General features: G+C 40.1%; 25 protein-coding genes and 1 tRNA gene. All 26 read right to left on the bottom strand.

Features of this window, described 5'->3' with window-relative positions:
• Window positions 1-262: 262 nt before the first annotated feature.
• The 26 genes from lysS to ACERJO_RS14895 all read right to left on the bottom strand — a co-directional run bounded on the left by lysS (window position 263) and on the right by ACERJO_RS14895 (window position 25,114).
• Window positions 263-1,762 (bottom strand): lysine--tRNA ligase, encoded by a 1,500-nt coding sequence (lysS, locus tag ACERJO_RS14770; RefSeq protein ID WP_373647978.1) that lies wholly within the window; start codon window positions 1,760-1,762, stop codon window positions 263-265.
• A gap of 124 nt (window positions 1,763-1,886) precedes the next feature.
• Window positions 1,887-2,888 (bottom strand): tRNA dihydrouridine synthase DusB, encoded by a 1,002-nt coding sequence (gene dusB / locus ACERJO_RS14775; RefSeq protein WP_373647979.1) that lies wholly within the window; start codon window positions 2,886-2,888, stop codon window positions 1,887-1,889.
• A 17-nt stretch (window positions 2,889-2,905) separates the two neighbouring features.
• Complete coding sequence (locus tag ACERJO_RS14780; protein WP_247107285.1) at window positions 2,906-3,103, bottom strand: helix-turn-helix domain-containing protein; 198 nt, start codon at window positions 3,101-3,103, stop codon at window positions 2,906-2,908.
• Window positions 3,061-3,582, bottom strand: coding sequence for a 2-amino-4-hydroxy-6-hydroxymethyldihydropteridine diphosphokinase (gene folK / locus ACERJO_RS14785; protein ID WP_373647980.1), 522 nt, complete (start codon window positions 3,580-3,582; stop codon window positions 3,061-3,063). The genes ACERJO_RS14780 and folK overlap by 43 nt, the downstream gene beginning before the upstream one ends.
• Window positions 3,579-3,941 carry a dihydroneopterin aldolase gene (folB, locus tag ACERJO_RS14790; RefSeq protein WP_373647981.1) on the bottom strand — a complete coding sequence of 121 codons (363 nt, stop codon included), beginning with the start codon at window positions 3,939-3,941 and terminating at the stop codon, window positions 3,579-3,581. The genes folK and folB overlap by 4 nt, the downstream gene beginning before the upstream one ends.
• 4 nt (window positions 3,942-3,945) lie before the next feature.
• Window positions 3,946-4,731: a dihydropteroate synthase gene (folP, locus tag ACERJO_RS14795; RefSeq protein WP_373648022.1), complete on the bottom strand. Its 786-nt coding sequence runs from the start codon at window positions 4,729-4,731 to the stop codon at window positions 3,946-3,948.
• Between the two features lie 34 nt (window positions 4,732-4,765).
• The gene (gene pabC, locus ACERJO_RS14800; RefSeq protein WP_373647982.1) at window positions 4,766-5,611 is read right to left on the bottom strand and encodes an aminodeoxychorismate lyase; all 846 of its coding nucleotides are present in this window, start codon (window positions 5,609-5,611) and stop codon (window positions 4,766-4,768) included.
• Window positions 5,596-6,192 (bottom strand): aminodeoxychorismate/anthranilate synthase component II, encoded by a 597-nt coding sequence (gene pabA / locus ACERJO_RS14805; protein ID WP_247107281.1) that lies wholly within the window; start codon window positions 6,190-6,192, stop codon window positions 5,596-5,598. Before pabA ends, pabC begins: the two co-directional genes overlap by 16 nt.
• Before the next feature lie 12 nt (window positions 6,193-6,204).
• Window positions 6,205-7,629: an aminodeoxychorismate synthase, component I gene (gene pabB, locus ACERJO_RS14810; protein WP_373647983.1), complete on the bottom strand. Its 1,425-nt coding sequence runs from the start codon at window positions 7,627-7,629 to the stop codon at window positions 6,205-6,207.
• Window positions 7,630-7,832: 203 nt separating this feature from the next.
• Window positions 7,833-8,756, bottom strand: coding sequence for a cysteine synthase A (gene cysK, locus ACERJO_RS14815; protein WP_247107279.1), 924 nt, complete (start codon window positions 8,754-8,756; stop codon window positions 7,833-7,835).
• A 104-nt stretch (window positions 8,757-8,860) separates the two neighbouring features.
• Window positions 8,861-9,739, bottom strand: a complete 879-nt coding sequence (gene hslO, locus ACERJO_RS14820; RefSeq protein WP_373647984.1) for an Hsp33 family molecular chaperone HslO — start codon at window positions 9,737-9,739, stop codon at window positions 8,861-8,863.
• Window positions 9,732-10,517, bottom strand: coding sequence for a type III pantothenate kinase (locus ACERJO_RS14825; RefSeq protein WP_247107277.1), 786 nt, complete (start codon window positions 10,515-10,517; stop codon window positions 9,732-9,734). Before ACERJO_RS14825 ends, hslO begins: the two co-directional genes overlap by 8 nt.
• Window positions 10,518-10,657: 140 nt before the next feature.
• Window positions 10,658-12,652: an ATP-dependent zinc metalloprotease FtsH gene (gene ftsH / locus ACERJO_RS14830; protein WP_373647985.1), complete on the bottom strand. Its 1,995-nt coding sequence runs from the start codon at window positions 12,650-12,652 to the stop codon at window positions 10,658-10,660.
• A 68-nt stretch (window positions 12,653-12,720) separates the two neighbouring features.
• On the bottom strand, window positions 12,721-13,260 hold the full coding sequence (gene hpt / locus ACERJO_RS14835; RefSeq protein ID WP_247107292.1) for a hypoxanthine phosphoribosyltransferase: 540 nt from the start codon (window positions 13,258-13,260) through the stop codon (window positions 12,721-12,723).
• A gap of 62 nt (window positions 13,261-13,322) precedes the next feature.
• Window positions 13,323-14,708 (bottom strand): tRNA lysidine(34) synthetase TilS, encoded by a 1,386-nt coding sequence (tilS, locus tag ACERJO_RS14840; protein ID WP_373647986.1) that lies wholly within the window; start codon window positions 14,706-14,708, stop codon window positions 13,323-13,325.
• A 39-nt stretch (window positions 14,709-14,747) separates the two neighbouring features.
• Window positions 14,748-15,755, bottom strand: a complete 1,008-nt coding sequence (locus ACERJO_RS14845) for a serine/threonine protein kinase (protein ID WP_373648023.1) — start codon at window positions 15,753-15,755, stop codon at window positions 14,748-14,750.
• Window positions 15,721-16,464 (bottom strand): VWA domain-containing protein, encoded by a 744-nt coding sequence (locus tag ACERJO_RS14850; protein WP_247107274.1) that lies wholly within the window; start codon window positions 16,462-16,464, stop codon window positions 15,721-15,723. Before ACERJO_RS14850 ends, ACERJO_RS14845 begins: the two co-directional genes overlap by 35 nt.
• 233 nt (window positions 16,465-16,697) lie before the next feature.
• Window positions 16,698-19,169, bottom strand: coding sequence for a stage II sporulation protein E (gene spoIIE / locus ACERJO_RS14855; RefSeq protein ID WP_373647987.1), 2,472 nt, complete (start codon window positions 19,167-19,169; stop codon window positions 16,698-16,700).
• A 415-nt stretch (window positions 19,170-19,584) separates the two neighbouring features.
• Window positions 19,585-19,658: transfer RNA gene (locus ACERJO_RS14860), tRNA-Met, on the bottom strand.
• Between the two features lie 153 nt (window positions 19,659-19,811).
• Entirely contained in the window at window positions 19,812-20,306 is a 495-nt protein-coding gene (locus tag ACERJO_RS14865; protein ID WP_247107272.1) for a S1 domain-containing RNA-binding protein, read from the bottom strand.
• Between the two features lie 75 nt (window positions 20,307-20,381).
• Window positions 20,382-20,762: an FtsB family cell division protein gene (locus ACERJO_RS14870; RefSeq protein ID WP_247107271.1), complete on the bottom strand. Its 381-nt coding sequence runs from the start codon at window positions 20,760-20,762 to the stop codon at window positions 20,382-20,384.
• A 19-nt stretch (window positions 20,763-20,781) separates the two neighbouring features.
• Window positions 20,782-21,360 (bottom strand): spore cortex biosynthesis protein YabQ, encoded by a 579-nt coding sequence (gene yabQ / locus ACERJO_RS14875; RefSeq protein ID WP_247107270.1) that lies wholly within the window; start codon window positions 21,358-21,360, stop codon window positions 20,782-20,784.
• A complete protein-coding gene (gene yabP / locus ACERJO_RS14880) occupies window positions 21,357-21,638 on the bottom strand; it encodes a sporulation protein YabP (protein ID WP_373648024.1) in 282 nt (93 codons plus the stop codon). Before yabP ends, yabQ begins: the two co-directional genes overlap by 4 nt.
• Before the next feature lie 157 nt (window positions 21,639-21,795).
• Complete coding sequence (locus ACERJO_RS14885; RefSeq protein ID WP_035345809.1) at window positions 21,796-22,053, bottom strand: RNA-binding S4 domain-containing protein; 258 nt, start codon at window positions 22,051-22,053, stop codon at window positions 21,796-21,798.
• On the bottom strand, window positions 22,050-23,513 hold the full coding sequence (yabN, locus tag ACERJO_RS14890; RefSeq protein WP_373647988.1) for a bifunctional methyltransferase/pyrophosphohydrolase YabN: 1,464 nt from the start codon (window positions 23,511-23,513) through the stop codon (window positions 22,050-22,052). The genes ACERJO_RS14885 and yabN overlap by 4 nt, the downstream gene beginning before the upstream one ends.
• 5 nt (window positions 23,514-23,518) lie before the next feature.
• Window positions 23,519-25,114 carry a putative polysaccharide biosynthesis protein gene (locus tag ACERJO_RS14895; RefSeq protein ID WP_373647989.1) on the bottom strand — a complete coding sequence of 532 codons (1,596 nt, stop codon included), beginning with the start codon at window positions 25,112-25,114 and terminating at the stop codon, window positions 23,519-23,521.
• Between the last annotated feature and the right edge of the window lie 9 nt (window positions 25,115-25,123).

Genomic DNA, 25,123 nt, shown 5'->3' on the forward strand with positions numbered 1-25,123 from the left:
GCTTTTTAATGTCGCTTTCTATTTAACAGCGACTTTAAAATCATAACAAAATGAGACCGGATTGTCAAATCTTTTTTGGCTCATTTATTCTCTGTCTTAGCGACAAGAAATAATATAACATCATTTAACCATGTAGCGCAAGTACTTTTTAAAAAATTATTTACGTATCCAGTCCCTTTGAAGGTTTAGAACAATGATTCTTTTACTAGTGGTGTCCTAAAAGTCAAATACAAACCTTCAGACACCACTAATAGTCTACTCTTTATTCTGGTTGATCTCTGTGACGCATTTGCGGAAACAATAATACATCGCGAATAGATGGCGAATTCGTTAGCAACATCACTAAACGGTCAATCCCTATTCCAAGCCCACCAGTCGGTGGCATTCCATACTCCAACGCCTCAACAAAATCTTCATCCATCATGTGAGCCTCTTCATCACCTTGTTCACGCTCAACAAGCTGTTGCTCAAAACGCTGACGCTGATCAATCGGATCATTAAGCTCAGTAAAAGCATTAGCATGCTCACGACCAACAATAAATAATTCAAAACGATCGGTAAAGCGCCCATCGTCCTCATTTTTCTTTGCTAAGGGTGAAATAGCAACTGGGTGGCCATATATAAACGTAGGTTGTATCAACTCTTCTTCAACAAAATGCTCAAAGAATTCATTGACAACATGCCCAAACGTCATCGTCTCTTTAACAGGAACACGATGCTCTTTCGCTAGTTGACGCGCCTCTTCGTCACTCAATTGCTGCCAAAAATCTACACCCGTCTTCTCCTTGATCGCATCCACCATGTGAACCCTCTTCCATCTAGGGGTCAAATCAACCTCATGGTCGCCATACGTAACAATCGTTGTCCCTAAAACTTCTTTAGCGATATGAGCCACAAGATTTTCGGTCAATTCCATAATGTCATGATAATCAGCATACGCCTCATACAACTCGATCATCGTAAATTCAGGATTATGTCGCGTCGACACCCCTTCATTACGAAATACTCGTCCAATTTCGTACACCTTCTCTAAGCCACCGACAATGAGACGCTTTAAATGAAGTTCAATAGCAATTCTCATATATAATGTCATATCTAACGCATTATGGTGTGTCACAAACGGACGAGCCGAGGCACCACCAGCAATCGAATGCATCGTCGGTGTCTCTACCTCTAAGTAACCATTAGAATCTAAATAACGACGCATTGATTGTAAAATACGACTACGCAAAACAAATGTATCACGAACTTCCGGATTCACAATTAGATCGACATAACGTTGACGGTAGCGTTGCTCAATATCTTTTAAACCATGAAACTTATCTGGTAGTGGGCGCAATGATTTCGAGAGTAGAGTAAAGGTTTGTACCTTGATAGATAATTCGCCAACCTTCGTCTTAAAAGCCAACCCTTTAACACCCACAATATCACCAATATCAATCGAATTAAAAAGCTCATACGCCTCATCGCCGACAGCATCTTTGCGGACATAGATTTGAATTTGACCCGTTAAATCCTGGATATGGGCAAAGCCCGCTTTCCCTTTTCCGCGCTTTGTCATAATTCGCCCAGCAAGAATCACTTCCTTTTCCTGCTCACCTAATGTTTCTTTATCCAGTTCACCAAATTGTTCATTCATTTCTCTAGCAGAATGGCTTCTCTCAAATTTCTCCCCAAAGGGATCAATCCCCTTTTCTTGCAATTGCTTTAACTTGTCCCGTCTCACCGTTAACAATTCATTTAACTCTATTTCCTGCGACATCTATTTCACTCTCCTTACTTTGTTATCAAACGCTTATGTCCGATTCTATGTAGAAAAAACTGCCAGTGACAACACTGGCAGTATACTTATCACAAACGAATTATAGTGAAGAGTACGCTAAAAGTCAAACAGCGCTTGACGTCTCTGCCTGCTGTTCTTCTAGCTGCTCAATATAACCGTACAATGTGTTAGCCACATCATCTCTTGTAGCAAATTGATTGATTTGATCACGGATGCGCCCACTCCCACGCATTCCTTTTAAATACCACGCTGCATGCTTACGCATTTCACGAACAGCAACATTTTCACCCTTTAAATCAATTAGTCGATCGAGATGCACCATACAAACATCGATCTTTTCACGAGGGGGTGGTTCAACAGGTGTCACCCCATGCTCTAAGTAATTGATCGTTTGATACAACATCCATGGATTTCCTAATGCCGCTCTCCCAATCATGACACCATCAACACCCGTTTCGTCTAGCATACGTTTTGCGTCTTCAGGTGTTTTCACATCACCGTTACCCATGACAGGAATAGATACAGATCCCTTTACTTGCTTGATGATATCCCAGTTCGCAACACCTTCGTACATTTGAACACGTGTACGTCCATGTAACGCAATCGCACTACCACCAGCACGCTCTACCGCTTGTGCATTTTCTACCGCAAAAATATGCTCCTCATCCCAGCCCATTCTCATTTTCACTGTAACAGGCTTCCGAACAGCATCAACTGTCGCTGACACCATTTCATATATCTTATTTGGATCCAACAGCCATTTTGCTCCTGCATCACATTTCGTAATTTTCGGAACTGGACACCCCATATTGATGTCAATAATATCCGCATTCGTATTTTGATCAACGAACTTCGCTGCCTCTACAAGCGTCTCCTTTTCACCACCGAATATTTGTAAGCTCAAAGGCTTCTCGCGCTCGTCAACGTATAGCATACTTAATGACTTCTCATTTTTGTGTAAAATGGCCTTGTCACTTACCATCTCAGCACAAACTAAGCCTGCACCAAACTCTTTCGCTATTAATCGAAAGGCAGGATTACAAACACCGGCCATCGGCGCAAGAACGACTTGGTTTTTCATCTTAATGGAACCTATTTGTAACATGTTCTTTCACCTCCGATTTAAGTTCCCTTCACTTCATCTATAAGAACATTTAGCGTAGCAGCAATTCGTTCTAGCTGTTCTTCTGTCGGTTGTCGGCTCTCCCTTTCAATCTCACCGAGTACAGACAGTGAGAGACCCACCTCTTTTGCAAAGCGTTGTTGAGTATAGCCTTTTAATTTTCGAAACGCTCGGATGCGTCGTCCAAAGTACTCCATACCTTTACCCCTTCTTTATCTGGTAATGTATTATAAAGCTCTTCAACAGTCTGTCCCTTATCTACAACATACAACGTCGGTGCAATTTCTTTTAGTGGCACTAACACAAAAGCACGTTCCCACATCCTCGGATGAGGAATGATTAAATGCTCCATCTCCATATTTTCTTGGTCGTAGAGCAGAATGTCAAGATCTATTGTACGCGGCCCCCATTTTATTTCTCTTGTTCGGCCGCAATCTCGCTCGATCTTTTGTGTTATTTCCAATAATTGTTCACTTGTTAAACTTGTTCGAATGGATATGACCATGTTTAAAAAGCTTTGTTGATCTTCATATCCAACTGGATCTGTTTCATAAATTGAGGAGAGTGCGCATACGTCAATCATAGCTTCTCGACTAAGTAAATCAATCGCTTTCTCCAAATGGGCTTGGCGTTTTCCAATATTAGAGCCTAAAGCAATATAAGCAATATGCTTCATAACCTTCCCCTCGTTATTTCAACAGCAACCGCCTTATATTGTCCAGCTATCGGTGGATTGGGCTTCGTTACTTTCACTGTACACTCCTGTAATAGTGTGTATGTTTGTAATAATTCTGCTGCAATTTTCTCCGCTACAACCTCTATTAACTTATAAGGCTTGCCCTCGACAATAGATTGAATACGTTCATACGCATCACCGTAATCAATTGTATAATTTAGTTCATCTGTCCGTCCAGCTTCGATCAAATTTAGCTTCATAACAACATCCACGATATAACGTTGACCGAGCTTCTTCTCTTCCTCGAAGACACCGTGATAACCGTAGAACTGTAATTCATTTAAATAGATTCGATCCATACTTCTACTCACCCTTTCTCATTAGCGCATCCATCATTTGTGTCATTCGTGCCATTTCCTTCACATCATGGACACGCATAATAGAACACCCCTTCATAGCACCGTAACAAACCGTTGCACCTGTCCCTTCCACTCGTTCGTCAACTGGAAGATCTAATGTTTTGGCAATAATCGATTTTCGTGATGTACCAAGCAGGACAGGGTAACGAAGATTTACTATACGATCTAAATGACGCATGACTTCCATATTTTCCTCATATGTTTTCGCGAAGCCTATCCCAGGGTCTAAAATGATATTACCTTCCTTTACACCCGCTTGCTTACATAACGCAATACTTTCTTGTAAATCATTTATAACCTCAGACATTAAATCAGCGTAAACATGATTCTCGCGATTATGAGTCAAGATAATTGGGACATCATTACGAGCTGCGACTTCCGCCATCCTTTTATCCCATTTCGCCCCCCATACGTCGTTAATGATAGAGGCTCCAGCTTGAATCGCTTCATTCGCTACTTCTGCCTTGTACGTATCGATTGAAATTGGCTCGCCCAATTCCTGACGCAGGGCACGAATAACCGGCAGCACCCGGTCTAATTCGTCCTCCACTTCAACAAAAGTAGCACCCGGTCTCGTTGATTCACCACCTACATCAATCATATCAGCACCATCAGCAATCATTCGCTTTGCCTGCATAACCGCTAACTCTACATCGTTATAACGGCCACCATCAGAGAATGAATCCGGTGTCGCATTGAGAATGCCCATTATCAATGTTTTCCTTTTCATTTTCTCTTGCCATCTTCCCAATTGATTCACCTACCTATTTCAATTCATCACTACTCCACAAACGTCGGCGGTTCTTTTCAAACGAGCCTTGAAGCTGAGTCGTTATGAATCGATCTCCTTTTCTTTGCCCATCAAAATAAAGTGGCACGATCTCTTGAATCGAATTTGTCATGAAGACTTCATCTGCATCCTTCACATCGGATGGTAGAAAGAAACCTTCTTCATAACGTACCCCCCAATGATTTAGCTGTTTTAATACAAACTGTCTTGTTATACCACTTAATATCCCTGTTGCTAAATCTGGAGTATACACGATGCGATCACGTACCCAAAACACATTCGAGACTATTCCTTCAGCAACAAAACCTTCTTGTGTCAAAAAAATACCTTCTTTATCTCGGTTTGGCCCTAATTCCCTCTTCGCTAAAAGATTGTTTAAATAATGGTGTGATTTTAACCGCTCAGAGCCCTCAGGTGTATTTCTCCTGAGCTGAAGAAACTCCGCTTTCTTCTCAAGCGGTCTATTTGGTAACGGTTTAACGAACACAATAACCGAAGGCTGGCTATACTTTCCGGTGTACAGTCCAATATCCTCAATTCCAGCTGAAATATTCCATCGGACGTAAGCGTTTGTCAATCCATTCTTCTTCAACAGACTTTGTAAAATGGTCAGCACCGCTTCTCTAGAATAGGTCCATTGAATATCCAGCACAGCCAGACCTCTTTGCAAACGTTGAAAATGGTCATCCAACAAAAATGGATGACCATCTACAACCGCAAATGTTTCAAACAAACCGAGGCCATATAAATAACCATGATCATAAGGTGATATGCGTGCCTCTTCTCTATGAATGATGTCTCCATTTACGTAGATGAACACGTTAACGTCTCCTTACCATATGTTTCAATGAAGTTTCGAAGCATCTTCTTGCCATCATCCGTCATGATTGACTCTGGGTGAAATTGAACTCCTTCAATAGGTAATTCCTTATGGCGAATAGCCATAATTTCCCCTTCTGCCGTTTCAGCTGTAATCTCAAAGCATTCAGGTAATGTTTCTCTTTTTACGATAAGAGAATGATACCTTGTTGCTGTTAACGGGTTTTCTAATCCTTTAAAAACCGTTTGCGCATTATGTTCAATCTTAGACGTCTTTCCATGCATTAAACGGTCAGCACGTACGACGTCCCCACCAAATACTTGCGCAATTGATTGATGCCCGAGACAAACACCAAAAATTGGGATTTTTCCCGCGAATGCGGAGATAGCCTCAAGACTAATACCAGCTTCATTAGGACTACAAGGGCCTGGTGAAATCATTAAAAACTCGGGATTTAGCTGTTCAATTTCAGCAATCGTCATTTGATCATTACGCTTAACGACGAGCTCATGGCCCATTTCCCCTAAATATTGTACAAGGTTATACGTAAACGAATCATAATTATCAATCATTAAAATCATCTTATTACCTCCTCAACTCAACTGAACTGGATTTTTTCTCAACTCTTCTTCACTAAGCTCTAATGCTTTCCATAGGGCTCTCGCCTTTTTTAATGATTCTTTATATTCATTCTCCGGTACGGAATCAATCACAATCCCCGCACCTGCTTGTACATGGGCATAGCCATCTTTACAAACCATTGTCCTTATCGCAATATTCAGCTCCATATTCTTATCAAAACCAATCCATCCGATTGATCCAGTATAGACCGAGCGGCGAACAGGCTCAAGCTCCTCAATGATTTCCATTGTGCGTACTTTGGGAGCACCTGTTATCGTCCCTCCTGGAAACGTAGCACGTATAACATCATATAACGTATGCCCTTCTGCTAACATACCCTTCACATTTGAAACAATATGCATGACATGCGAATATTTTTCGATAACCATTAATTCATCTACTTCCACTGTCCCATACGAAGAAACTCTCCCTAGATCGTTTCTCTCTAAGTCAACAAGCATCACATGCTCAGCTCGCTCCTTCTCATTATTGATTAACGTTCCTGCAAGCTCTTGATCTTCCTTTTCGTTTTTACCACGTGACCTCGTTCCTGCTATCGGTCTAGTTGAAAGCTCTTCGCCTTGCTTTTTCACTAACAACTCAGGGGAAGCACTAACTAATTGAAAATCAGGTGTTTGCAAATAGCTCATATAAGGAGAAGGATTCAGTTGCCTTAACCTTTTATACACCTCTAAAGATGGGACATTTAATGGCTTCTGCTGTCTGACAGAAAGGTTAACTTGAAAGACGTCTCCAGCAGAGATATAATCCTGAATTCGCATTACCGCCTTGCAAAATGCTTCTTCTGTTAGAGAAGACTTCACTTCACCTTGACTGTCACTTAACGCTATCATCTGTTGTTCATCTTCACCATGTTTAGTCCACTGCTCGAAGTAGTCTGTTAGCCGTTTATCTAATCGTTCTCCTTCACTCTTGTCACCATATACAATGATCCATATCCGATTCTCCATATGATCATATATGAACACATCATCAAATATCATAAAGTAAAGGTCAGGTAATGCCAAGTCGTCCTTCGCTTGGTTCGGTAAATCCTCGATTTCACGAACAATATCATAGCTGAGATAACCCATTGCTCCACCTTGGAATGGAGGGAGCTCTGCACTCGTAGGATGATGATAAGGTGCAAGGACGTCCTCTAATAACTCTAATAGGGCGCCTTGCCTTTTTTCGACGCCATTTCGATCCTCAATCGTTAACGTTGTACCTTTACCTGTTACGACTGCAATAGGCTCTAATCCCATGATACTATAGCGCCCACCACGTCCACTTTCTAATAAAATATGATGAGGATGATCAACGATAAGCTGTGTATAACGTTTAAACCACTTACTTTCATGAAGAGGAAAAGACTTAGCTTTTTTGAGTCTTTTCATTTGTTTGGACACCGTCCTCACCTCTGTCTCTTTTCCTTTCGTATATTCTACATGAGAATAGCTATAAAGAAAAGATCGGTTCCTTTTTTCTTTCACACAACGAGAACTTCCATTCATACGTTTTTTTATCCTAAAAAAAGATATCGGAAAAGCAACGAATGCTTCCCAATATCTTTTCTGAACTATTTATTAAGAATGGTCGCTTAATCTTCAAATTGATATAAAGGAGTACTTAAATAACGTTCTCCATTTGAAGGAATAATGGCCACTACCTTTTTACCTGCCCCAAGCTTTTCAGCTAGTTGAAGCGCAGCATAAATCGCAGCACCTGAAGAAATACCACCAAGAATCCCTTCTTCACTTGCAGCACGACGAGCATATTCAAATGCCTGTTCAGTCGATACTTGGATGACTTCATCGTATATATCAGTATCTAAAATCTTAGGAACAAATCCAGCTCCAATACCTTGAATCTTATGCGGACCTGGGTTACCGCCTGAAAGGATAGGAGAATCAGACGGTTCAACAGCAGCAATTTGTAGGTTTGGATAGTGCTCCTTTAACAACCCACCTGCACCTGTGATCGTACCACCTGTACCAATACCTGATACAAATCCGTCAATTTGACCTTCAACTTGCTCAAGTAATTCCTTACCAGTCGTATTACGGTGAATCTCAGGGTTCGCCTCATTTTCAAATTGCTGAGGCATAAAGTGTCCCTCTTCTTGTGCAAGCTCAGTTGCTTTGCGGATCGCTCCGCCCATACCTTCTGGTCCTGGCGTTAACACAAGCTCCGCGCCATAAGCACGCAGTAAGTTACGACGTTCCATACTCATTGTCTCAGGCATCACTAGCTTTGTTTTATAGCCTTTAGCAGCAGCAACCATCGCCAGGCCAATTCCCGTATTCCCACTAGTCGGCTCTACAATGACCGTATCTTTTGTTAATTTGCCTGCTTTTTCAGCCGCTTCGATCATCGCAAGTGCGATACGATCTTTAACGGAGCTTCCAGGATTCATATATTCGAGCTTTAAATAAATATCAGCATGCTTATCAGAAACAAGACGATTCAGTTTTACTAACGGCGTTTGACCAATTAAATCTGTAATAGATTGAACAACCTTCATAAATAGTTCCTCCTTTTAATCCCTAGTAAATTTATTGGTTTTGTTAAAATAATAGTATCAAACCGCTACCAAGGTGTCAATTGAAACGTTTCAAAATTTTATTTTTATTTAACTTGTTCTAGCAATTGTTTTAAATCGTCTTCTGAAAAATAATATTCTTCGTTACAAAAATGGCAACGCGTCTCAGCACCGTGATCTTCTTCAATCATTCTTTGAATTTCCTCAGCCCCAAGACTGATAATCGCATTCTCAATTCTTTCCTTAGAACAGTGACAATTGAATATAATTGGTGCTTTCTCCAATACCTTAACATTTTCCTCCCCGAGTAAAGATTGCAAAATTTCTTCAGGCGGCATACCAAGTTCAATCAATTTTGAAATAGGGGGAATGGCAGACAGTCTTTTTTCAATTTCTTCTACAATCGCATCTTCTGCTCCAGGCATTAACTGAATAATAAATCCACCCGCTGCCAAAACAGAATTATCAGGATTAACAAGCACTCCGACACCCACTGAAGAAGGTGTTTGCTCAGAGGAAGCGAAGTAATACGTAAAGTCCTCACCTAATTCACCAGAAACGATCGGAACACTTCCGGTAAAGTGCTCTTTTAACCCAAGGTCTTTAATAACAGACAAGAAGCCCTCTTTCCCTACTGCTCGGGCAACATCTAGCTTTCCGTGCTCATTTAAATCAAAATGAACGTGCGGATTGGTCACATATCCTCTCGTTTCACCTTTGGCATTTGCGTCGACCACGATCGATCCAATTGGACCACCTCCCTCAACTTTAACAGTCATTTTTTCATTTCCTTTTAGCATCATTGCCATCATCGTGCTTGCCATCATTGCACGCCCTAACGCAGCTGATGCAGTAGGCCATGTTCCTTGTCTTCGAACGGCTTCATTGACCATTTCTGTCGCTACTAACGAATATGCTCGTACTTTACCGCCAAATGCGGTTGCTTTAATTAAATAATCAGTCATTCTTTTCGCCTACCTTTTTGTTCTTATCATAAATCATTTTCAACCCTTTTAACGTCAAAAAGGGATCGACGTAATCAATCGTTTCTGCCTCTTCAGAGAGTAATTCCGCAAGACCTCCTGTCGCAACGACAACAGGGTCACTTTTTGCTGAGGCTTTGAATCGGTTTACCATACCATCCACTTGACAAATATAACCGTAAAACACGCCTGATTGCATCGCGTGAACCGTATTTTTCCCAATTACTTGATTAGGCTTGGAAAGTTGAATTCTTGGCAATTGCGACGCTCTTGTATACAGAGCCTCGGCTGAAATCGATAACCCTGGTACAATCGCTCCCCCCATATATTGCTTCTGTTCATTCAAGTAACAAAAGGTAGTCGCTGTACCAAAATCGACAATAATAAGAGGGGCTCCATATAATTGTATGCCAGCTACCGCATTGACAATTCGATCTGCTCCAACTTCCTTTGGATTATCATATTTAATATTAAGACCCGTTTTTATGCCCGGTCCAATGACCAAGGGCTTCTGGTTAAAATACTTTTTACACATTAATTCGAGCGTATACATGATAGGGGGTACGACCGATGAAATAATGACACCTTCCACCATCGAAAAATGTAGTTGCTCTTGTTCAAATAATGCTCTCATTAGCATGGCATACTCGTCTTCTGTCTTCTCCCTGCTCGTCGCCATACGCCAATGATACTTTAACGATCTTCCTTCATAGCCACCGAAAACAATATTCGTATTGCCTACATCAATGACAACAATCAAACACACTCACCACCACATTTAGTATAGAGCCTAAGAAAAACGCGAAAGCGTCTTTTAAAGAATTTTATACTTTCTTACCTTTTAAAAAAGAGTGCCCCATAAGGTTTGACCTTATGAGACACCCTATACATCACGATGAATTATTCATCCTTTTTGTTTGGTGAATCCTCTTGCTCTTCTTCTTGATTCACTGGTTCAGTATCTGACTTCTGATCATCCTGCTTCGATTGAATGTTTACTTTCACATCACTCGTTTTTTCATCACCATTTTCTTTGTGACGATTCGTATGATGATCTTCTGGCAATTTACCCTCGTTTATTAACGATTTAATTTGCTCTGCATCAAGAGTCTCTAATTCAAGTAACGTTTCAGCGACAAGATCAAGACTTGCTTTATTCTCAACCAAAATTTGTCGACAGCGCTCATAGCACTCCTTAATGAAACGTTGTGCTTCTAAATCAATTTCATGAGCGAACGCTTCACTATAATTTTGTTCATTTTGAATATCACGACCGAGGAATACTTGGCCTCCAGAATTAGAGCCAAACTGCATAGGACCTAGCTTTTCACTCATACCATATTCAGTAACCATTTTCCTAGCGATAGAAGTTGCACGTTGAAAGTCATTATGTGCACCTGTACTCACTTCACCAAATTGAATTTCCTCAGCCACACGTCCACCAAGTAAACCGATAATTTTGTCAAGCAGCTCCGGCTTCGTCATAAAATAACGATCTTCTTTTGGTAGCATGACCGCATACCCGCCTGCCATTCCACGAGGAACAATCGTTACCTTGTGTACCATATCTGCGTTTTCAAGCTTCACACCTACTACCGTGTGACCAGCTTCATGCCAAGCAACAATATTTTTTTCCTTTTTCGAAATGACACGGCTCTTCTTAGCAGGGCCGGCAATCACACGGTCAATGGCTTCTTCAATATGAATCATACTTATCTTCGTTTGATCATGACGAGCAGCAACGAGAGCTGCTTCATTTAGTAAGTTCTCAAGGTCTGCCCCAGAAAAACCTGGCGTTCTCGCTGCAATTGATTCTAAATTGACATCATCATTAAGAGGCTTATTTCGTGCATGTACTTTTAGAACCTCTGCACGTCCTTTGACATCAGGTCGATTCACTTGGATTTGACGATCAAACCGGCCAGGACGTAACAAGGCTGGATCGAGAATATCAGCACGGTTTGTTGCAGCAATAATGATAATCCCCTCATTAGCACTAAATCCATCCATTTCAACAAGCAATTGGTTTAACGTTTGCTCACGTTCATCGTGACCTCCACCTAAACCAGCTCCACGCTGACGCCCTACAGCATCAATCTCATCAATGAAAATAATACAAGGTGCATTTTTCTTCGCATTCTCAAATAGATCGCGGACACGCGATGCCCCAACACCAACAAACATCTCAACGAAATCTGAACCACTAATCGAGAAAAATGGCACGCCCGCTTCTCCTGCAACCGCACGTGCAAGTAATGTTTTCCCTGTACCAGGTGGTCCAACTAGAAGAACCCCTTTTGGAATACGCGCACCAATTGCTGAGAATTTACGAGGGTCCTTTAGAAACTCAACCACTTCCACGAGCTCCTGCTTCTCTTCATCAGCACCAGCAACATCTTTAAATTTCGCTTTTTTCTTTTCATCACTAACCATTTTGGCCTTACTTTTACCGAAGTTCATTACACGACTACCGCCGCCCTGAGCTTGGCTTAATAAGAAGAAGAACAAAATGAAGATAATAATGAAAGGAATGATCGATGTAAAGAAAGTCACCCAACCACTTGTCTCATCAGCGCCTTCAATTTCAACAACAAGCGGACTACCGTCTGGACCAACAGCTTCTGTTAAGAATTGAGCCGTTTCTTCACTCACTAATAAATTCGATTCGAAATATTCATCTTCAGGCTGATCGGTAAATTGACCACGAACTAAATATACTTGACGAGCTGGCTTGACGGTCATCTCACTTACTTCTCGTTGCTCAACTCGTTCTCTTAGTTCAGTATATGTTACAGGCTTTGTTTCAGTTTGATCGGAACTGAATGCATTCACAATTCCTATAATAACAAGAAAGATAAGTAAATAAAAAATGGTATTACGAAAAATCCGATTCATTCTTGACCTCCTCCCACGACAATAAGACTTCAATTATCGTATCATAACTGTTCATTTGATCACAAATGTTAACTCTCATAAATCTCAGGCTTTAATACCCCAATATAAGGAAGGTTGCGGTATTTCTCTGCATAATCTAATCCATATCCAACAACGAAGGCATCTGGTACTGTGAAGCCAGTTATGTCTGGAATAAGATCAACCTTTCTTCCGTCTGGTTTATCAAGCAATGTCACAACCTTAACCGACTTTGCTTTACGATAATGAAAGAGCTCGACTAAATAACTAAGGGTCAAACCACTATCAATAATATCTTCTACAATTAGTACGTCCCTTCCCTCTACAGAAGCATCTAAATCTTTAATGATTTTCACTTCTCCAGAAGACACTGTGCCTTTGCCATAGCTTGATACATCCATAAAATCCATTTCAAGGTGAGTATCAATTCGCTTGGTTAAATCAGCCATGAAAGGAAGAGCTCCTTTTAACACACCAATAACAAGCGGGAACCGACCTTCGTACTCTTCGGTTATTTGTCGCCCTAACTCAAGGCATTTACTTTGAATCTGTTCTTCAGATATCAATACCTCTCTAATCTCGTCCTTCATCAAGTTCCATAAACCTCCTAATTGTCTATCAAATCTAAACAACGCCGACTTTTCCTAGCAAGTTAATTCTCATAGTTACATGATAAAATAAGACGCTTTTTCGTCTTAGAATGGACATTAGCAACCATTGATCGATGTAGAAGAGGGACCCATAAAATTCGGCCAGCTCCATCAATGACAATCGGCCACTTGTCTCTTTCTTGCTTAGGAATTTTTCGGTCAATAAACAAACGCCCTATTTTCTTTGTCCCATTCATCCCACGACAATGCATTCGATCATTCGGAAGGCGGTGACGAACCGACAACGGAAATGTCACTTCATCATAATCCACTACCATTTCATCTACAGATTCTTGATTATGCATATTCGTTATTCGTGCATGTAAGGACCAATCGGCTACCTGTACATAACCTGGTACAGATAGAATATATGATTGATTAAGCTGTTTATTCATTGGCTCCTTCATAAAATGGCAATTGTTATAGTCGCGTTGAAATAAAAAAGAATGGGGTAAATAATGCTCTCCGCCAGGTTGTTCACGTTGTATCATGTGAATCACTTGCTCAATATGTATAGAGGTAACCGTTGGAGAATATTTCCCATAGAGATAATTTAATATTAGATGAATCATTCTCCTTTGTAAAGGCATGTTCTCAACAACAAAAGAACTACGAGAAATTGTAACGATTTGTTCATTCTTTTGAACAATGATAGAAGACAGCTTATCTTCAGCTAACTGCATTAAAAACTCATCATCTTCATAAGCCCATTCGCTTTGACGCTGCATATGAATATGAACCTTTTGATTTTCCCGTTTCATATGTGGCAAGAGATCCTCTCTAAACCGATTCCTCGTATACGCTCTTGATTTGTTACTAGAATCCCTTCTCGGTTCAATACAAGCTTCATTACAATAATGCTCAATTTCATCCTTTGTTATTCCAAGAAACGGTCGAATCACTTTTATTTTCTCAATGGTTCGTTTCGGTAAAATCCCGTAAGGCTTCAAGGCATAGCTACCACCCACGATTTTCATCATCATCGTTTCCATCTGATCGTCTCCGTGATGCCCTGTCGCTACGACGCTATTCTTCATTTCATTCGCTAGCTCACTAAACCATTGATAGCGTAATTGCCGCGCTGCCACCTGGGTACTCACTTGATGATAGGTTGCATAGCTCTTTACATCGACTTTTTTTTCAAAAAGTCGTATAGATTTTTCTTTGCAAAATTGCTGAATATAAACCTCATCATCATCAGCTTCTTTTCCTCGAAGCTGGTGATGGACATGACAGGCACAAACGACAATGTTTAAAGCTGTACGATTTGACCACAGCAAATGGAGAAGTGCCATTGAGTCCGGACCACCTGAAACAGCAACTAAAACCGTTTGCTTCGGCTTTAATAATTTGTGCTTAGAAATAAACGACAAAACCGCTGCTTCCATCCCCAGCTTCACCCCCTCCAATACGCCGTGTAAAATTCATTACATCATTTGTCCAAATAAGTATAGGATATATAGTAATAGAAAAAAAGAGGAAAGCAAAAAGATTTCCACAAAATACCCCTGCTTTTTTTCTGGACGACGATTTTTACTTTCCTTAGCATAAGTCGAGCTCTTCTTTCTAGATCTCTTCACTTGCTGTGATGAAGTTGAAGACTTGGGTGGCGCCTTAACTTCTAGTCCTTTCGACAATGCCTTTAGCATATCGTTTTTCATTAGCTGTGCGCTATCATATTTCCCTTGTAACGCTTTTAACAAAACGTGCTTAAAAGGAGATAAAATCGATTTCCGTTCAATTTGACGTTTTAAAAATACAAGTGGCTTTTCACCTTGCTTTTCGAATCGTTTCGGGTAAACACAATTAATCATAATCATAGCAACTGCAAACAAATCATAGCTAGATTCTGCCTTTCTCGTTCCTAAGCCCCAGTAACCACGATCGTAAAATTCCGTGAATTCTTTGATTGAACGACCTATTAATGTTGTTCCACCAACGTCCAACAAACGAATTCTAGCCGGGGGACCAACTACAATCATATTTTCCGGCTTCAAATCACCAAACACCCAGCCTGACCGATGCAGCCTTTCTAAATCACCTAACAACTGCACCATTAAAAGACCGAGCCATTCAACTCCTTTAGAATTCATAAAATCTAGCAAACAAGGTCCCTTTAAATATTCCATCACATAAAACGGAAATGTTTTATTTTCATAAGTAAGATCATCGACATCAAACAAAGAAGGTCCAAGCATTTGGCTTTGAACCTTCGAAAAATGTTTTAATACATTCACCTCTGATGTTATCGACATTTGGTCCAACCCAACCTTTAGTGCCACTTGTCCTTGCTTTGAATCGGCTAAATAAACCGTCCCATTTGCTCCTTCACCCAGCTTCCGAATCACTCGATACGGATTTTTGTGCCATTTCCCGAGAAATTTTTCCCCTGAAGCAAGTCTACATCCCTGATTCTTTGAATAGCTGCTCTTCATCTTCACCAGCGATCAAACCCCTTCTTGATTCTGCCTTTGAGAATTTATGCAGTGCTTCCTTTAATGCCGGCCCTGTAGGAGTAATCCCTCCTGAAGACAGCTTTTGAAAAAGGCTTGTTAATGATTGAAGTTTCGGTGACCAGTCTAATAGTTTATCGATATTTTTTCGCTTCCCAGGAAAAGAGTATAAAGAGAAGCGATTAGCACCTATTCTTGACGTTAAACTAATTGATAGATCTGTTAACGCTTCTTGTACCATTGGAAGTTTGTTTTTCATACTAGCACTCGTATCAACTAGTAGAAGAACTTCAAGACTCATTGTTTCACCAAGCTCATCAACTACTTCCATTACCTCCCCACGTTTATTCGGCGGCAAATCTTCCATCTCCGTACTATCTCCCAATATTTGTGAAAGCTCCTTATTAACCACTCCATGAATCGTTTGCGTCATCGCTTTTCGCGTAACCATTTGAACCGTTTGAGGTAATTGTTTAGCATAAACAATTTGACTGACTCCATTACCAGCCATCGCTATCGCTTCAATTTCCTCTATTCCTTTTTCACTTAAATGATTATCATCAACAATTCCAACGACATTTACTGTAATACCTTGCTCTTTAGCTAGCGCTGCTATCGCAATTGGATCTTCACCATGATTTGAATGTCCATCTGTCAACAATAGAACTTGCCTTAACGTTCCCTTATTCACTTAAATCCCCTCCAAGCATTGAATGGTAACAGCATTCACTAGCTTAAAAGGTTTTATACGTTAAAACAGATAATGTCCTAAGAAAAACTGCGTAGCAGTCTTTTCTTAATTACGTCGTGCTAAGCCGTTACAAGGGTTTGAGCTTTTCTACATGTGAGCTTCTTTCAGAAAAGCATGTAACGAGCGTAGCCGACGCCTCCCGCGAATCCACTTACACCTCTCTAATTTATTTTTTAAGAGAATGCGGCCTTCTGTGTTTGTTTTCTAAATAGATGCGGTGATTTATACAGTGGAATCGCGGACCATTTCGGAGTATTTTGCTCTACCTTTGCCACAATGACCGTCATATCATCCTCAATATCTCCTTGTCCTTGTCTAATAATACGCTCCAATATTAAATCAGCAATATCTTGAGGTTTATCTGTATTCATTTCCGTAATCATACGCTTCATCCACATTTCCTTATTTTCAATTTGCTTTGGAGCATCGTAAATACCATCACTCATCATAATAAGGAGATCTCCTGGCTTAAGCTGCTCATTGACAACATCAACATCAAACTCCTGGAACACACCCATTGGTAAATTACTTGCCTCTATTTTTATAATTTGATCCCCTCGTTTAATAAAGCTTGGAATCGAACCAATTTTCAAAAACCTCGTTTCTGCATTCTGCAAATCAATCATTGCCAAATCTAATGTGGAAAAGACTTCATCTGTTGATCGTAGCGACAAAACCGAATTAACCGATTTAATGGCTACCGTTTCCTCTATTCCTGATTGTAATACTTTCTGTAATAATTGTAGTGTTTCATTACTTTCCAAATGTGCACGTTCACCATTCCCCATCCCATCACTGATCGCAATGGCATATTTTCCGGTATCGAGTTCAATGGTCGAATAACTATCACCCGACACCCACGCACCACCTTTAGCAACATGAGAAACACCTGTATTGACGACAAACTGTTTAGCCGATGCAAACGAAACATGACTGTAGCCATTAGGATAGAAACCACTCTCCTCTTTCTTCACAATAATCGTTTCCTTTAACAAATCAGAAATCATTGGAGCAATAATTTTCTCACAATGTCCCTCCCCTTGATAAGCAACACTCATTTCAATTTCTGTATGGCCTTTTTCCAAACTAAATATATCAATATGACCTACCTCCATACCGACTGTTCGTAACGCATCAACCATTTGCTCCTCTTGATAATAGTACGCTTCCTTTTCCCGCTGAATTTCTTTAGCGAAATCGCCCATCACTCGTGATACGCCTAACAATTGATCGGCAACGAGCTTTCTACTTTCCATCACTTGCTTCTTTAACTTTTGATTTGCTTGAAATTGCTGTTGTTCTTGGTCAATCGCATGAATCACCTTGTCTGGCTTAATACAATGTCTCTTCCATTCAGCCATTAACACTTGATCTTTTATCTCTCCTTGATGCTCCATCTCAACCATCATTCGTTGCATAGAATCATATGTTTTTGAAAAATCCTTAACCCAACACCTCTCTTTTTTGAAGCATGTTTGGCACGTTTTCTCTGTTACATTACTTAATAAGTAATCCATTTCTCTTTCTTCATCCTCTTCAGTTGAAACGCGCTCAGACGCTTGAAAGCTATTCGATAATGTTTGGAATAACGTTGAAAACTGCTCAACACGCCCTGCTGTAATGTCTCTTATTTTCCTTAAATACTGCTGCTGCTCCTTTGAATATTCTGCAGTTCCGGGAATATATCGCGCAAGGTAGTAAATAAATCCTTTAGGCGTTAAAAAGAAAATCAATATGGCAAACAACGATTCTAGTAGTGTTACAGACAACGCCGATCCACCGTCACCATAAAGGCCAATTAATAATGTTCCTACAAGTAAACCGAGTCCGACACCTACACGCTTCCCCTCTTTTAACAGACCACCTAACAAACCTGCAAAAGCAAGTAAACTCATCTGATACAAGCTAGCTACACTCGCTAAGCTTAAAATCAACCCAGTTACAACTCCAACAGTCGAACCAATTGCCGCTCCGCCAACAAAGGCAAAAACTAACACAAGGTACCTCGCCAGCACATGCTCAACTGTCACATCATAAAAAGCCCAGCCCACCGTCCCTGTCATAATAGATGCTAATAGTATAATTAAGCATACAATCTCTTCATTTCTTAATGGTTGCTGAAAGCGCCTCTGTGTAATTAACGGCACACTTTGCATAAAGATCATCGTCAAAATAAAACTTAAACCCGCCTCGACTGTGGACATCATCCATACATACTGACTGACAGTCCCTTCGACTAAAAAGACCATTCCTACTCTCGTTAATATACTTGCACCAAATACCATATAAGGTAAAGACCTAGCCGAGTCAGTCGCAAAGCGAGTGGTGAGCTTATAAATAATCACATAGGAGAATATAGCAATAGCAATAAAGAGAGCTTGTCCATGATAACTTGATAATGCCCCTAATACGAGAGAAATAGCCGCTATTGCTACACGTTCCTTCTTTAAAAAGTAAATAGCTGCCAAGTAAGGAAGTGCAAACGGGGCCAATTCTGCTAAGATCATCGCTCTCCCAAGCAAAAAACCTACTACCGCAATAAGCAATCCATACTGAAAAAATAAAGACCGCATCCACACTTTTAATTGTTTAAAAGCATTTCCGCCATGAATCCAGGCTTGTTCCATCACCACTTCTTTTCTCATTCTTACTTCCACCACCTCTTTTAAAATCGTGGTTTTATTATAGCGATTGTGACGCACAGTTTTTGTCAAAATGGAGACTCAATACATAAAAAGTGTTCGACTCTTTTCGGCTAAAATAGGTACACATACCAAAACTACTGCTTTCATCAGCAAAGAAATCCTCTTAATATAGGAGATTATTGAACATGATGGGGAAAGAAAAACAGGTGAGATTAAAAATAAGAGGTATATTTCTTTACATGCGTCGCATAAGGCTGAGTCAAAGTATTTTAACAAAAGAGAAACCGAACAAATACAAAACAGAGCAAATAAACTCTCCTGAGATAACGTAAAAAACGCCTTTGAGAATCATTTCTCAAAGACGTTTTGTCTACGTTTTAAGCTACCTTATAGCATGAGATAGCTTTTCCTTTAGTAGCGGCGGAGGGGATCGAACCCCCGACCTCACGGGTATGAACCGTACGCTCTAGCCAGCTGAGCTACACCGCCATATTTCATATAGCTTAATCACGACAAGTAATAATATACTATATCCATTTCTCTAAGTCAACATGAATTGTGACAAATGACTTTCTAAGAAAAACAAAAAACACCGAGGGGCAAATGCCTCGGTGTTTAATTATCATGAGCTATAGCAGCAAGTTATCCTCTTCGTGCGCCTCGACCTCCACGCTTAGATTCCGTTTGACGTTTTAAGGTAGAAATGCGCTCTTCACTATCCTTCAAGAAACGGCTCATTTTATCTTCGAAAGACAATGTAGACGGTCGTGATTGGTTTTGTCGTTGACCTCCGCCACGGCCACCACCTTGTGGGCGATTCGACCTTTGCTGATAAGGACGATTCGGACGTTCTGAGTTGGCTGGACGCTCAGGACGTTCTGGTCGCTCTGATCGTTCTGGACGATCCTGCGCTTTACGAATTGATAAACCAATCTTCCCATCCTTCTCAACGTTCACAACTTTAACTGTTACTTCATCTCCAACCTTTAAAAACTCATTAATGTCCTTAACATAATTATCAGCGACTTCGCTAATATGAACAAGACCCGTTGAACCACCTGGAAGCTCTACAAAAGCTCCAAAATGTGTAATCCCCGTAACCTTGCCTTGTAACTTGCTGCCTGCTTCGATTGACATGAAAAAATAGATCCTCCTTAAGAAATCTTAAAAATATTCGTTTGTTTACATTATACTCGAATCGAAAAAAATGTGTCAATCTATTGGTATGTTAGGTATTTTAAACAACGTTTCACCTGGCATTGTCAAATAGTAATCACGTCTAGCAATTTCAGCTATGTAATACACATCTTGATAATTTTCCACATCTACATGCAACCGATCTTCTTCTTGCTTAAGCTCAACTAGAAAAGCTTCTAGCTCTGCTTTCTCCTGCCTTTTTTCATCTACTACGGCAAGCTGAGAGGATATGGTCACACCACCAAAGCCTAGTAATACGACCGTTACAATTCCGATAACCGTTAAGCGTCGAATGAGACCACGGCGTTTCTTTGTGGATAGTTCCAATTCACGCTCTTTTTGCTGAATATACTGATTGTCTAATTCTCTTACTCTTGACATTCGGTTAGTGACCATGATGATTCCCTCCCTTTTATTAATCATTTTTCTTCTTAAACAACAAAAATCCTTTTATTCTTTTCAAAAAAGGCTGCCATTTCTCGAAAAGAGATAGAAGACCTGTCCATTTAAATAGCGGAATACTTAATAAATAGCCTATTTTCCAAATACATTTCCACAGTCCGTGGAAAACCGTCAAGACTATCGATACTATCATCATACACAATGAATATGCTACTTTCAATAGATACTTAGTAGGGTTTATAAGAAGAACAACAAATAATCGAACGACCATTCGATATATGGCTAGTATTTTATTAATCAAATACTCTAAACAACTTTGATACGCTCGTTGAAAAAGAGCTTGATACGCTGCGTAACCACAAAGAAGCGCAACAAACATCACAAAACGCACTTCACCATTATTCACAAACAACAGAACATAAAATACGATACATGCCTGAATGAACCAAAATAAAACATCATTTAAAGCAAAAAACCAATAATATGTCGTCCTATTCTTTAGAAGGCGATGGTACGTATCAATAGCTGCTCCAATATAAAGACCCATACCAATCATTGATAGGATTGTATAAAATTGAATGGTGACATTCACTTGAATAACTTCCCAAATAATCCTTTAGATTTCTCCTGCTGACTTTGATCTAAATAAACGAGATCATATACCTTTCCCTCAATAGACACAATCCCTTGATCGACATTTAGGTTTTTCATGTGTAAATTTTGCCCACGAACAGATAGAAATCCCATAACCGTTTCAAGCAGAAATTCCTCATTATCGAAGCTCTCAACCTGTTTCACTCCGGTAATATCTAACTGCTTCCTACTAATTAAACGAATATCGTGATCGTTTGTTTCCCTTTTTCTCCCCATTGGAGTACCGTATTCATATTGATTATCCATGCTCATTCCTCCTCCATTCACTTCTTTAATGAAATGTATGAACAAAGAATTTTATTTAGAACAAGCTCTCTCAGATAAACAAATTCATACTCCTATATAACTTTTACTTTTTTTAGTGGCCTCAACCTTACGATACAGGCTCCTCTTTTACAATCGTATACAGCATACCTGCTTGCTCCTTACGAACAACATCTTTCACATCATTAACTTCAACCGTTACGAGCTTTTGTCCAAAACGAATCACAAGTATATCTCCAGGCTTCACATTCGAACCGGCCTTTGCCACTTGGTCATTAATTGTAATCCGTCCTTGCTCACAAACCTCTTTCGCTAATGTTCTTCTTTTAATAATTCGAGATACTTTAAGAAATTTATCAAGTCTCATGTTAAATCCCCTTCTTTCTCTAATTGTTTTGCTTCTTCCCAAATATCATCTAATTGCTCCAGAGTCAGATTCGACATGGCCAATCCTCGTTCTCGCGTAACCATTTCAATATGATTAAAGCGCCTTCTAAATTTCTGATTAGCTCCTAATAACGCTTCTTCAGCATCTATTCCATAAAAACGAGCCAAGTTCGTTACGACAAACAACATATCACCGAGCTCTTTCGTCATTTCATTCATACGCTCGTCCTTCACTTCTTGTAGGAATTCTCCAATCTCTTCTTGTAGCTTGACGAGAATCGGAGCTGCCTCTGACCAATCAAAACCAACCTTTGCCGCTTGCTTTTGAAGCTTCTTCGCCTCTATTAACGCGGCAATTCCCTTTGGAACTCCATCTAACAGCAGCTCCTCAGGCTGTTGCCCCTTTTCTTGCTGTTTGATCACATCCCAGTTTAGGACAACATCGTCACTGTCCTTTACCTTCACATCACCGAACACATGAGGGTGACGTCGTATCATCTTTTCTGTTAGCGAACGGACAACATCGTCAATTGAAAAATAGCCTTCATCTTCACCAATTTGTGCATGCAGCATGACCTGCAAGAGGACATCGCCTAATTCCTCGATTAAATGCTCATCATCCTCTTGATCAATCGCTTCTAATACTTCATACGCTTCTTCTAATAAATATTTCTTTAATGAAGCATGCGTCTGCTTCTGATCCCACGGACAACCACCAGGCCCACGAAGCTTGGCAATAACTTGACGCAACGCATCGAATTCCCCATATAATAACTGATCATTCTTAACTGGAGGGATGTAGACAGCCGTTAAATTAGAAAGAGCTAGATCACGATCAAGCTCATACAATGGTACGGTTTTAATGATTTGATCACGAGAGCCAGCCGCCGTCACAATCGTCACCTCATAATCATCGGGTAGGCGATCCATCAATGTTAACTTCACTTCTGAGGCAATATACGAATCATACACTTGTACAATAATCATATGATGAGTCAGCTCAAGCTCATCTCTATTCATGCTTGTCCCGTCAATGATCTGACAGCCTTCAATTGGATCAACTTGTAACGCTGTGTACATGTCATCTAAAAAGCTTTGTCCACCTAATACGTGTAGCGTCACGTCTTGATCATCCTTTAATAATTGAACCGTTCTTTCTGCGACAAATGGATGACCTGGTACGGCATATATCAATTCTGTATCATTCTTTTCTTTTAATTGTTCGACAATCGCTTCATAAACCCTTTCAAAATCATCATATTCTTCATACAAATGATCAAACGACTCAATGACAACCCCTTCTGCTTCCAGCTCCTTGATCGCTGGATGCTCCATTGTCCGAACAAGGAGTTTTTTGTGCTTTGTTATATAACGATATATACCTAATGACATTTGCTCAAGACCACCAGCACCTAAGCCAATGACTGTTATTTTTTTCATCTTTTTCACCTTCTTTTCATGACGATTGCTCTCATTTTATTCAACGCAGGTACCATCTCCCATTCGCTTTTGCTAAATACAGGAAGAAGGCTAATTGTAACCATAACTACCACCATACCAACGAACGAGGTTGATACTGCTATAAGAGTGTCATATAAACGGTTCGATTCCTGAATAAACAGAATAAGCCATTGCTTAAATGCAAAGCTAACAACCGCCAATCCTATTAATACAACAAGAATCGTACTATATGAACGAATACGGCCAAACGAAAGAATCCGTCTTTTATACCCATTATACATTAAATAGACTAGCATACAGACAAACCCAATAACGGTTGACCATGCTGCTCCCATTACACCTAGGTGAGTGACAAAAAGAAACTGACCAGCTATCTTGATTGCAAGTCCTACGAGCACGGCAATAAAGGGTAAATGAAGGAAGGAGTATCCTTGATAAATGGCGGACATTGTGATAAATAGAGATTGCAACAAAATCACAAGTACTAATACCCTAAGAACATCTGAACCCTTTCCATCTGTAAATAACATGTGATTCGTCTCGTTCATAATGATGAACAATCCGATCGTTGCCGCTCCTGCTATTAAGAATGTTAATCGAAAAGCAGTCTGTTGATGGCGTTTTGCTTCTTTCGGTTGTCCTGCTGTAACAGCCTTTGTAATCATTGGAACCAATGCTAACGTAAATGTAGTCGTTAACACTGCCCCTACTTGAATAAGAGGCTGTCCACGATCATAGACCGCTTTTTCAATATATGCTGTTAATGAATCCATACCCGAAGATTCCAGTAAACGAACGATTGTAAATGCATCAACAAGCTGAAACAATATAAGCACAAGAACACTCATGCAAATATAGAAGCTATGCTTTACTAGCGAAAGGCAGATAGGTAGCAACTGCTTAAACGAAGTAGAGTTTGTCTGGACAATCCATACTTGTTTGAACCAATTACCTCTTGTCATGATTAACAGCAAGAAGACGCCACACCCCGCCCCTATCCAAGAACCATAAGCTGCTCCTGCTCCGATTTGGTAAGCATCGAACCCATAGTATACAGAATAAACTGTAAGGCCGATGATGACTGACACACGAATAATTTGTTCACCAATATGTGAAACAGCCGTCGATATAAGCTCCCCTTCACTTTGTGCATAGCCACGCCCGACACTTAAAAAAGGAATAACAAATAAAATATAGCTCATTGCTTGAAGAGGTTCTTTTAACTGAGAATCTCCCATTATCGTTGCAATCGTTCCTGCTTGGAAATATATGATTAACCATATGAGCACAACCATTAGCAATAAACTATAAAAAAATAAAGCCGTTAATTGTCTCGCTTCCTTCTTTTTACCTAATTCAAGAAGCTCCACTCTTTTTCTTGATAGTGCGACAGGTAAGCCATACATGGATAACACCATAACGATCCCATATAATGGATAGATTTGTTGATAAACATAAAAACCTACATCTCCTGCTAGATTTTGAAAAGGCACACGATAAATCGCACTTAACACTTTTGCTATTAATGCGGCTATTGATACAACGGCTAGCCCTTTCATCATTCGCTGTTGTTCCTGCACTAGCCATTC

This window comes from Halalkalibacter sp. AB-rgal2, from assembly GCF_041821005.1.
Lineage (GTDB): Bacteria > Bacillota > Bacilli > Bacillales > Bacillaceae_D > Halalkalibacter.

Coding starts and splice junctions, on each gene's coding strand:
- lysS (WP_373647978.1), bottom strand. CDS start 1,762: ATGTCGCAGGAAATAGAGTTAAATGAATTGTTAACGGTGAGACGGGAC.
- dusB (WP_373647979.1), bottom strand. CDS start 2,888: ATGTTACAAATAGGTTCCATTAAGATGAAAAACCAAGTCGTTCTTGCG.
- ACERJO_RS14780 (WP_247107285.1), bottom strand. CDS start 3,103: ATGGAGTACTTTGGACGACGCATCCGAGCGTTTCGAAAATTAAAAGGC.
- folK (WP_373647980.1), bottom strand. CDS start 3,582: ATGAAGCATATTGCTTATATTGCTTTAGGCTCTAATATTGGAAAACGC.
- folB (WP_373647981.1), bottom strand. CDS start 3,941: ATGGATCGAATCTATTTAAATGAATTACAGTTCTACGGTTATCACGGT.
- folP (WP_373648022.1), bottom strand. CDS start 4,731: ATGAAAAGGAAAACATTGATAATGGGCATTCTCAATGCGACACCGGAT.
- pabA (WP_247107281.1), bottom strand. CDS start 6,192: ATGATTTTAATGATTGATAATTATGATTCGTTTACGTATAACCTTGTA.
- pabB (WP_373647983.1), bottom strand. CDS start 7,629: ATGAAAAGACTCAAAAAAGCTAAGTCTTTTCCTCTTCATGAAAGTAAG.
- cysK (WP_247107279.1), bottom strand. CDS start 8,756: ATGAAGGTTGTTCAATCTATTACAGATTTAATTGGTCAAACGCCGTTA.
- hslO (WP_373647984.1), bottom strand. CDS start 9,739: ATGACTGATTATTTAATTAAAGCAACCGCATTTGGCGGTAAAGTACGA.
- ftsH (WP_373647985.1), bottom strand. CDS start 12,652: ATGAATCGGATTTTTCGTAATACCATTTTTTATTTACTTATCTTTCTT.
- hpt (WP_247107292.1), bottom strand. CDS start 13,260: ATGAAGGACGAGATTAGAGAGGTATTGATATCTGAAGAACAGATTCAA.
- tilS (WP_373647986.1), bottom strand. CDS start 14,708: ATGGAAGCAGCGGTTTTGTCGTTTATTTCTAAGCACAAATTATTAAAG.
- ACERJO_RS14845 (WP_373648023.1), bottom strand. CDS start 15,755: ATGAAGAGCAGCTATTCAAAGAATCAGGGATGTAGACTTGCTTCAGGG.
- spoIIE (WP_373647987.1), bottom strand. CDS start 19,169: ATGAGAAAAGAAGTGGTGATGGAACAAGCCTGGATTCATGGCGGAAAT.
- ACERJO_RS14865 (WP_247107272.1), bottom strand. CDS start 20,306: ATGTCAATCGAAGCAGGCAGCAAGTTACAAGGCAAGGTTACGGGGATT.
- ACERJO_RS14870 (WP_247107271.1), bottom strand. CDS start 20,762: ATGGTCACTAACCGAATGTCAAGAGTAAGAGAATTAGACAATCAGTAT.
- yabP (WP_373648024.1), bottom strand. CDS start 21,638: ATGGGGAGAAAAAGGGAAACAAACGATCACGATATTCGTTTAATTAGT.
- ACERJO_RS14885 (WP_035345809.1), bottom strand. CDS start 22,053: ATGAGACTTGATAAATTTCTTAAAGTATCTCGAATTATTAAAAGAAGA.
- yabN (WP_373647988.1), bottom strand. CDS start 23,513: ATGAAAAAAATAACAGTCATTGGCTTAGGTGCTGGTGGTCTTGAGCAA.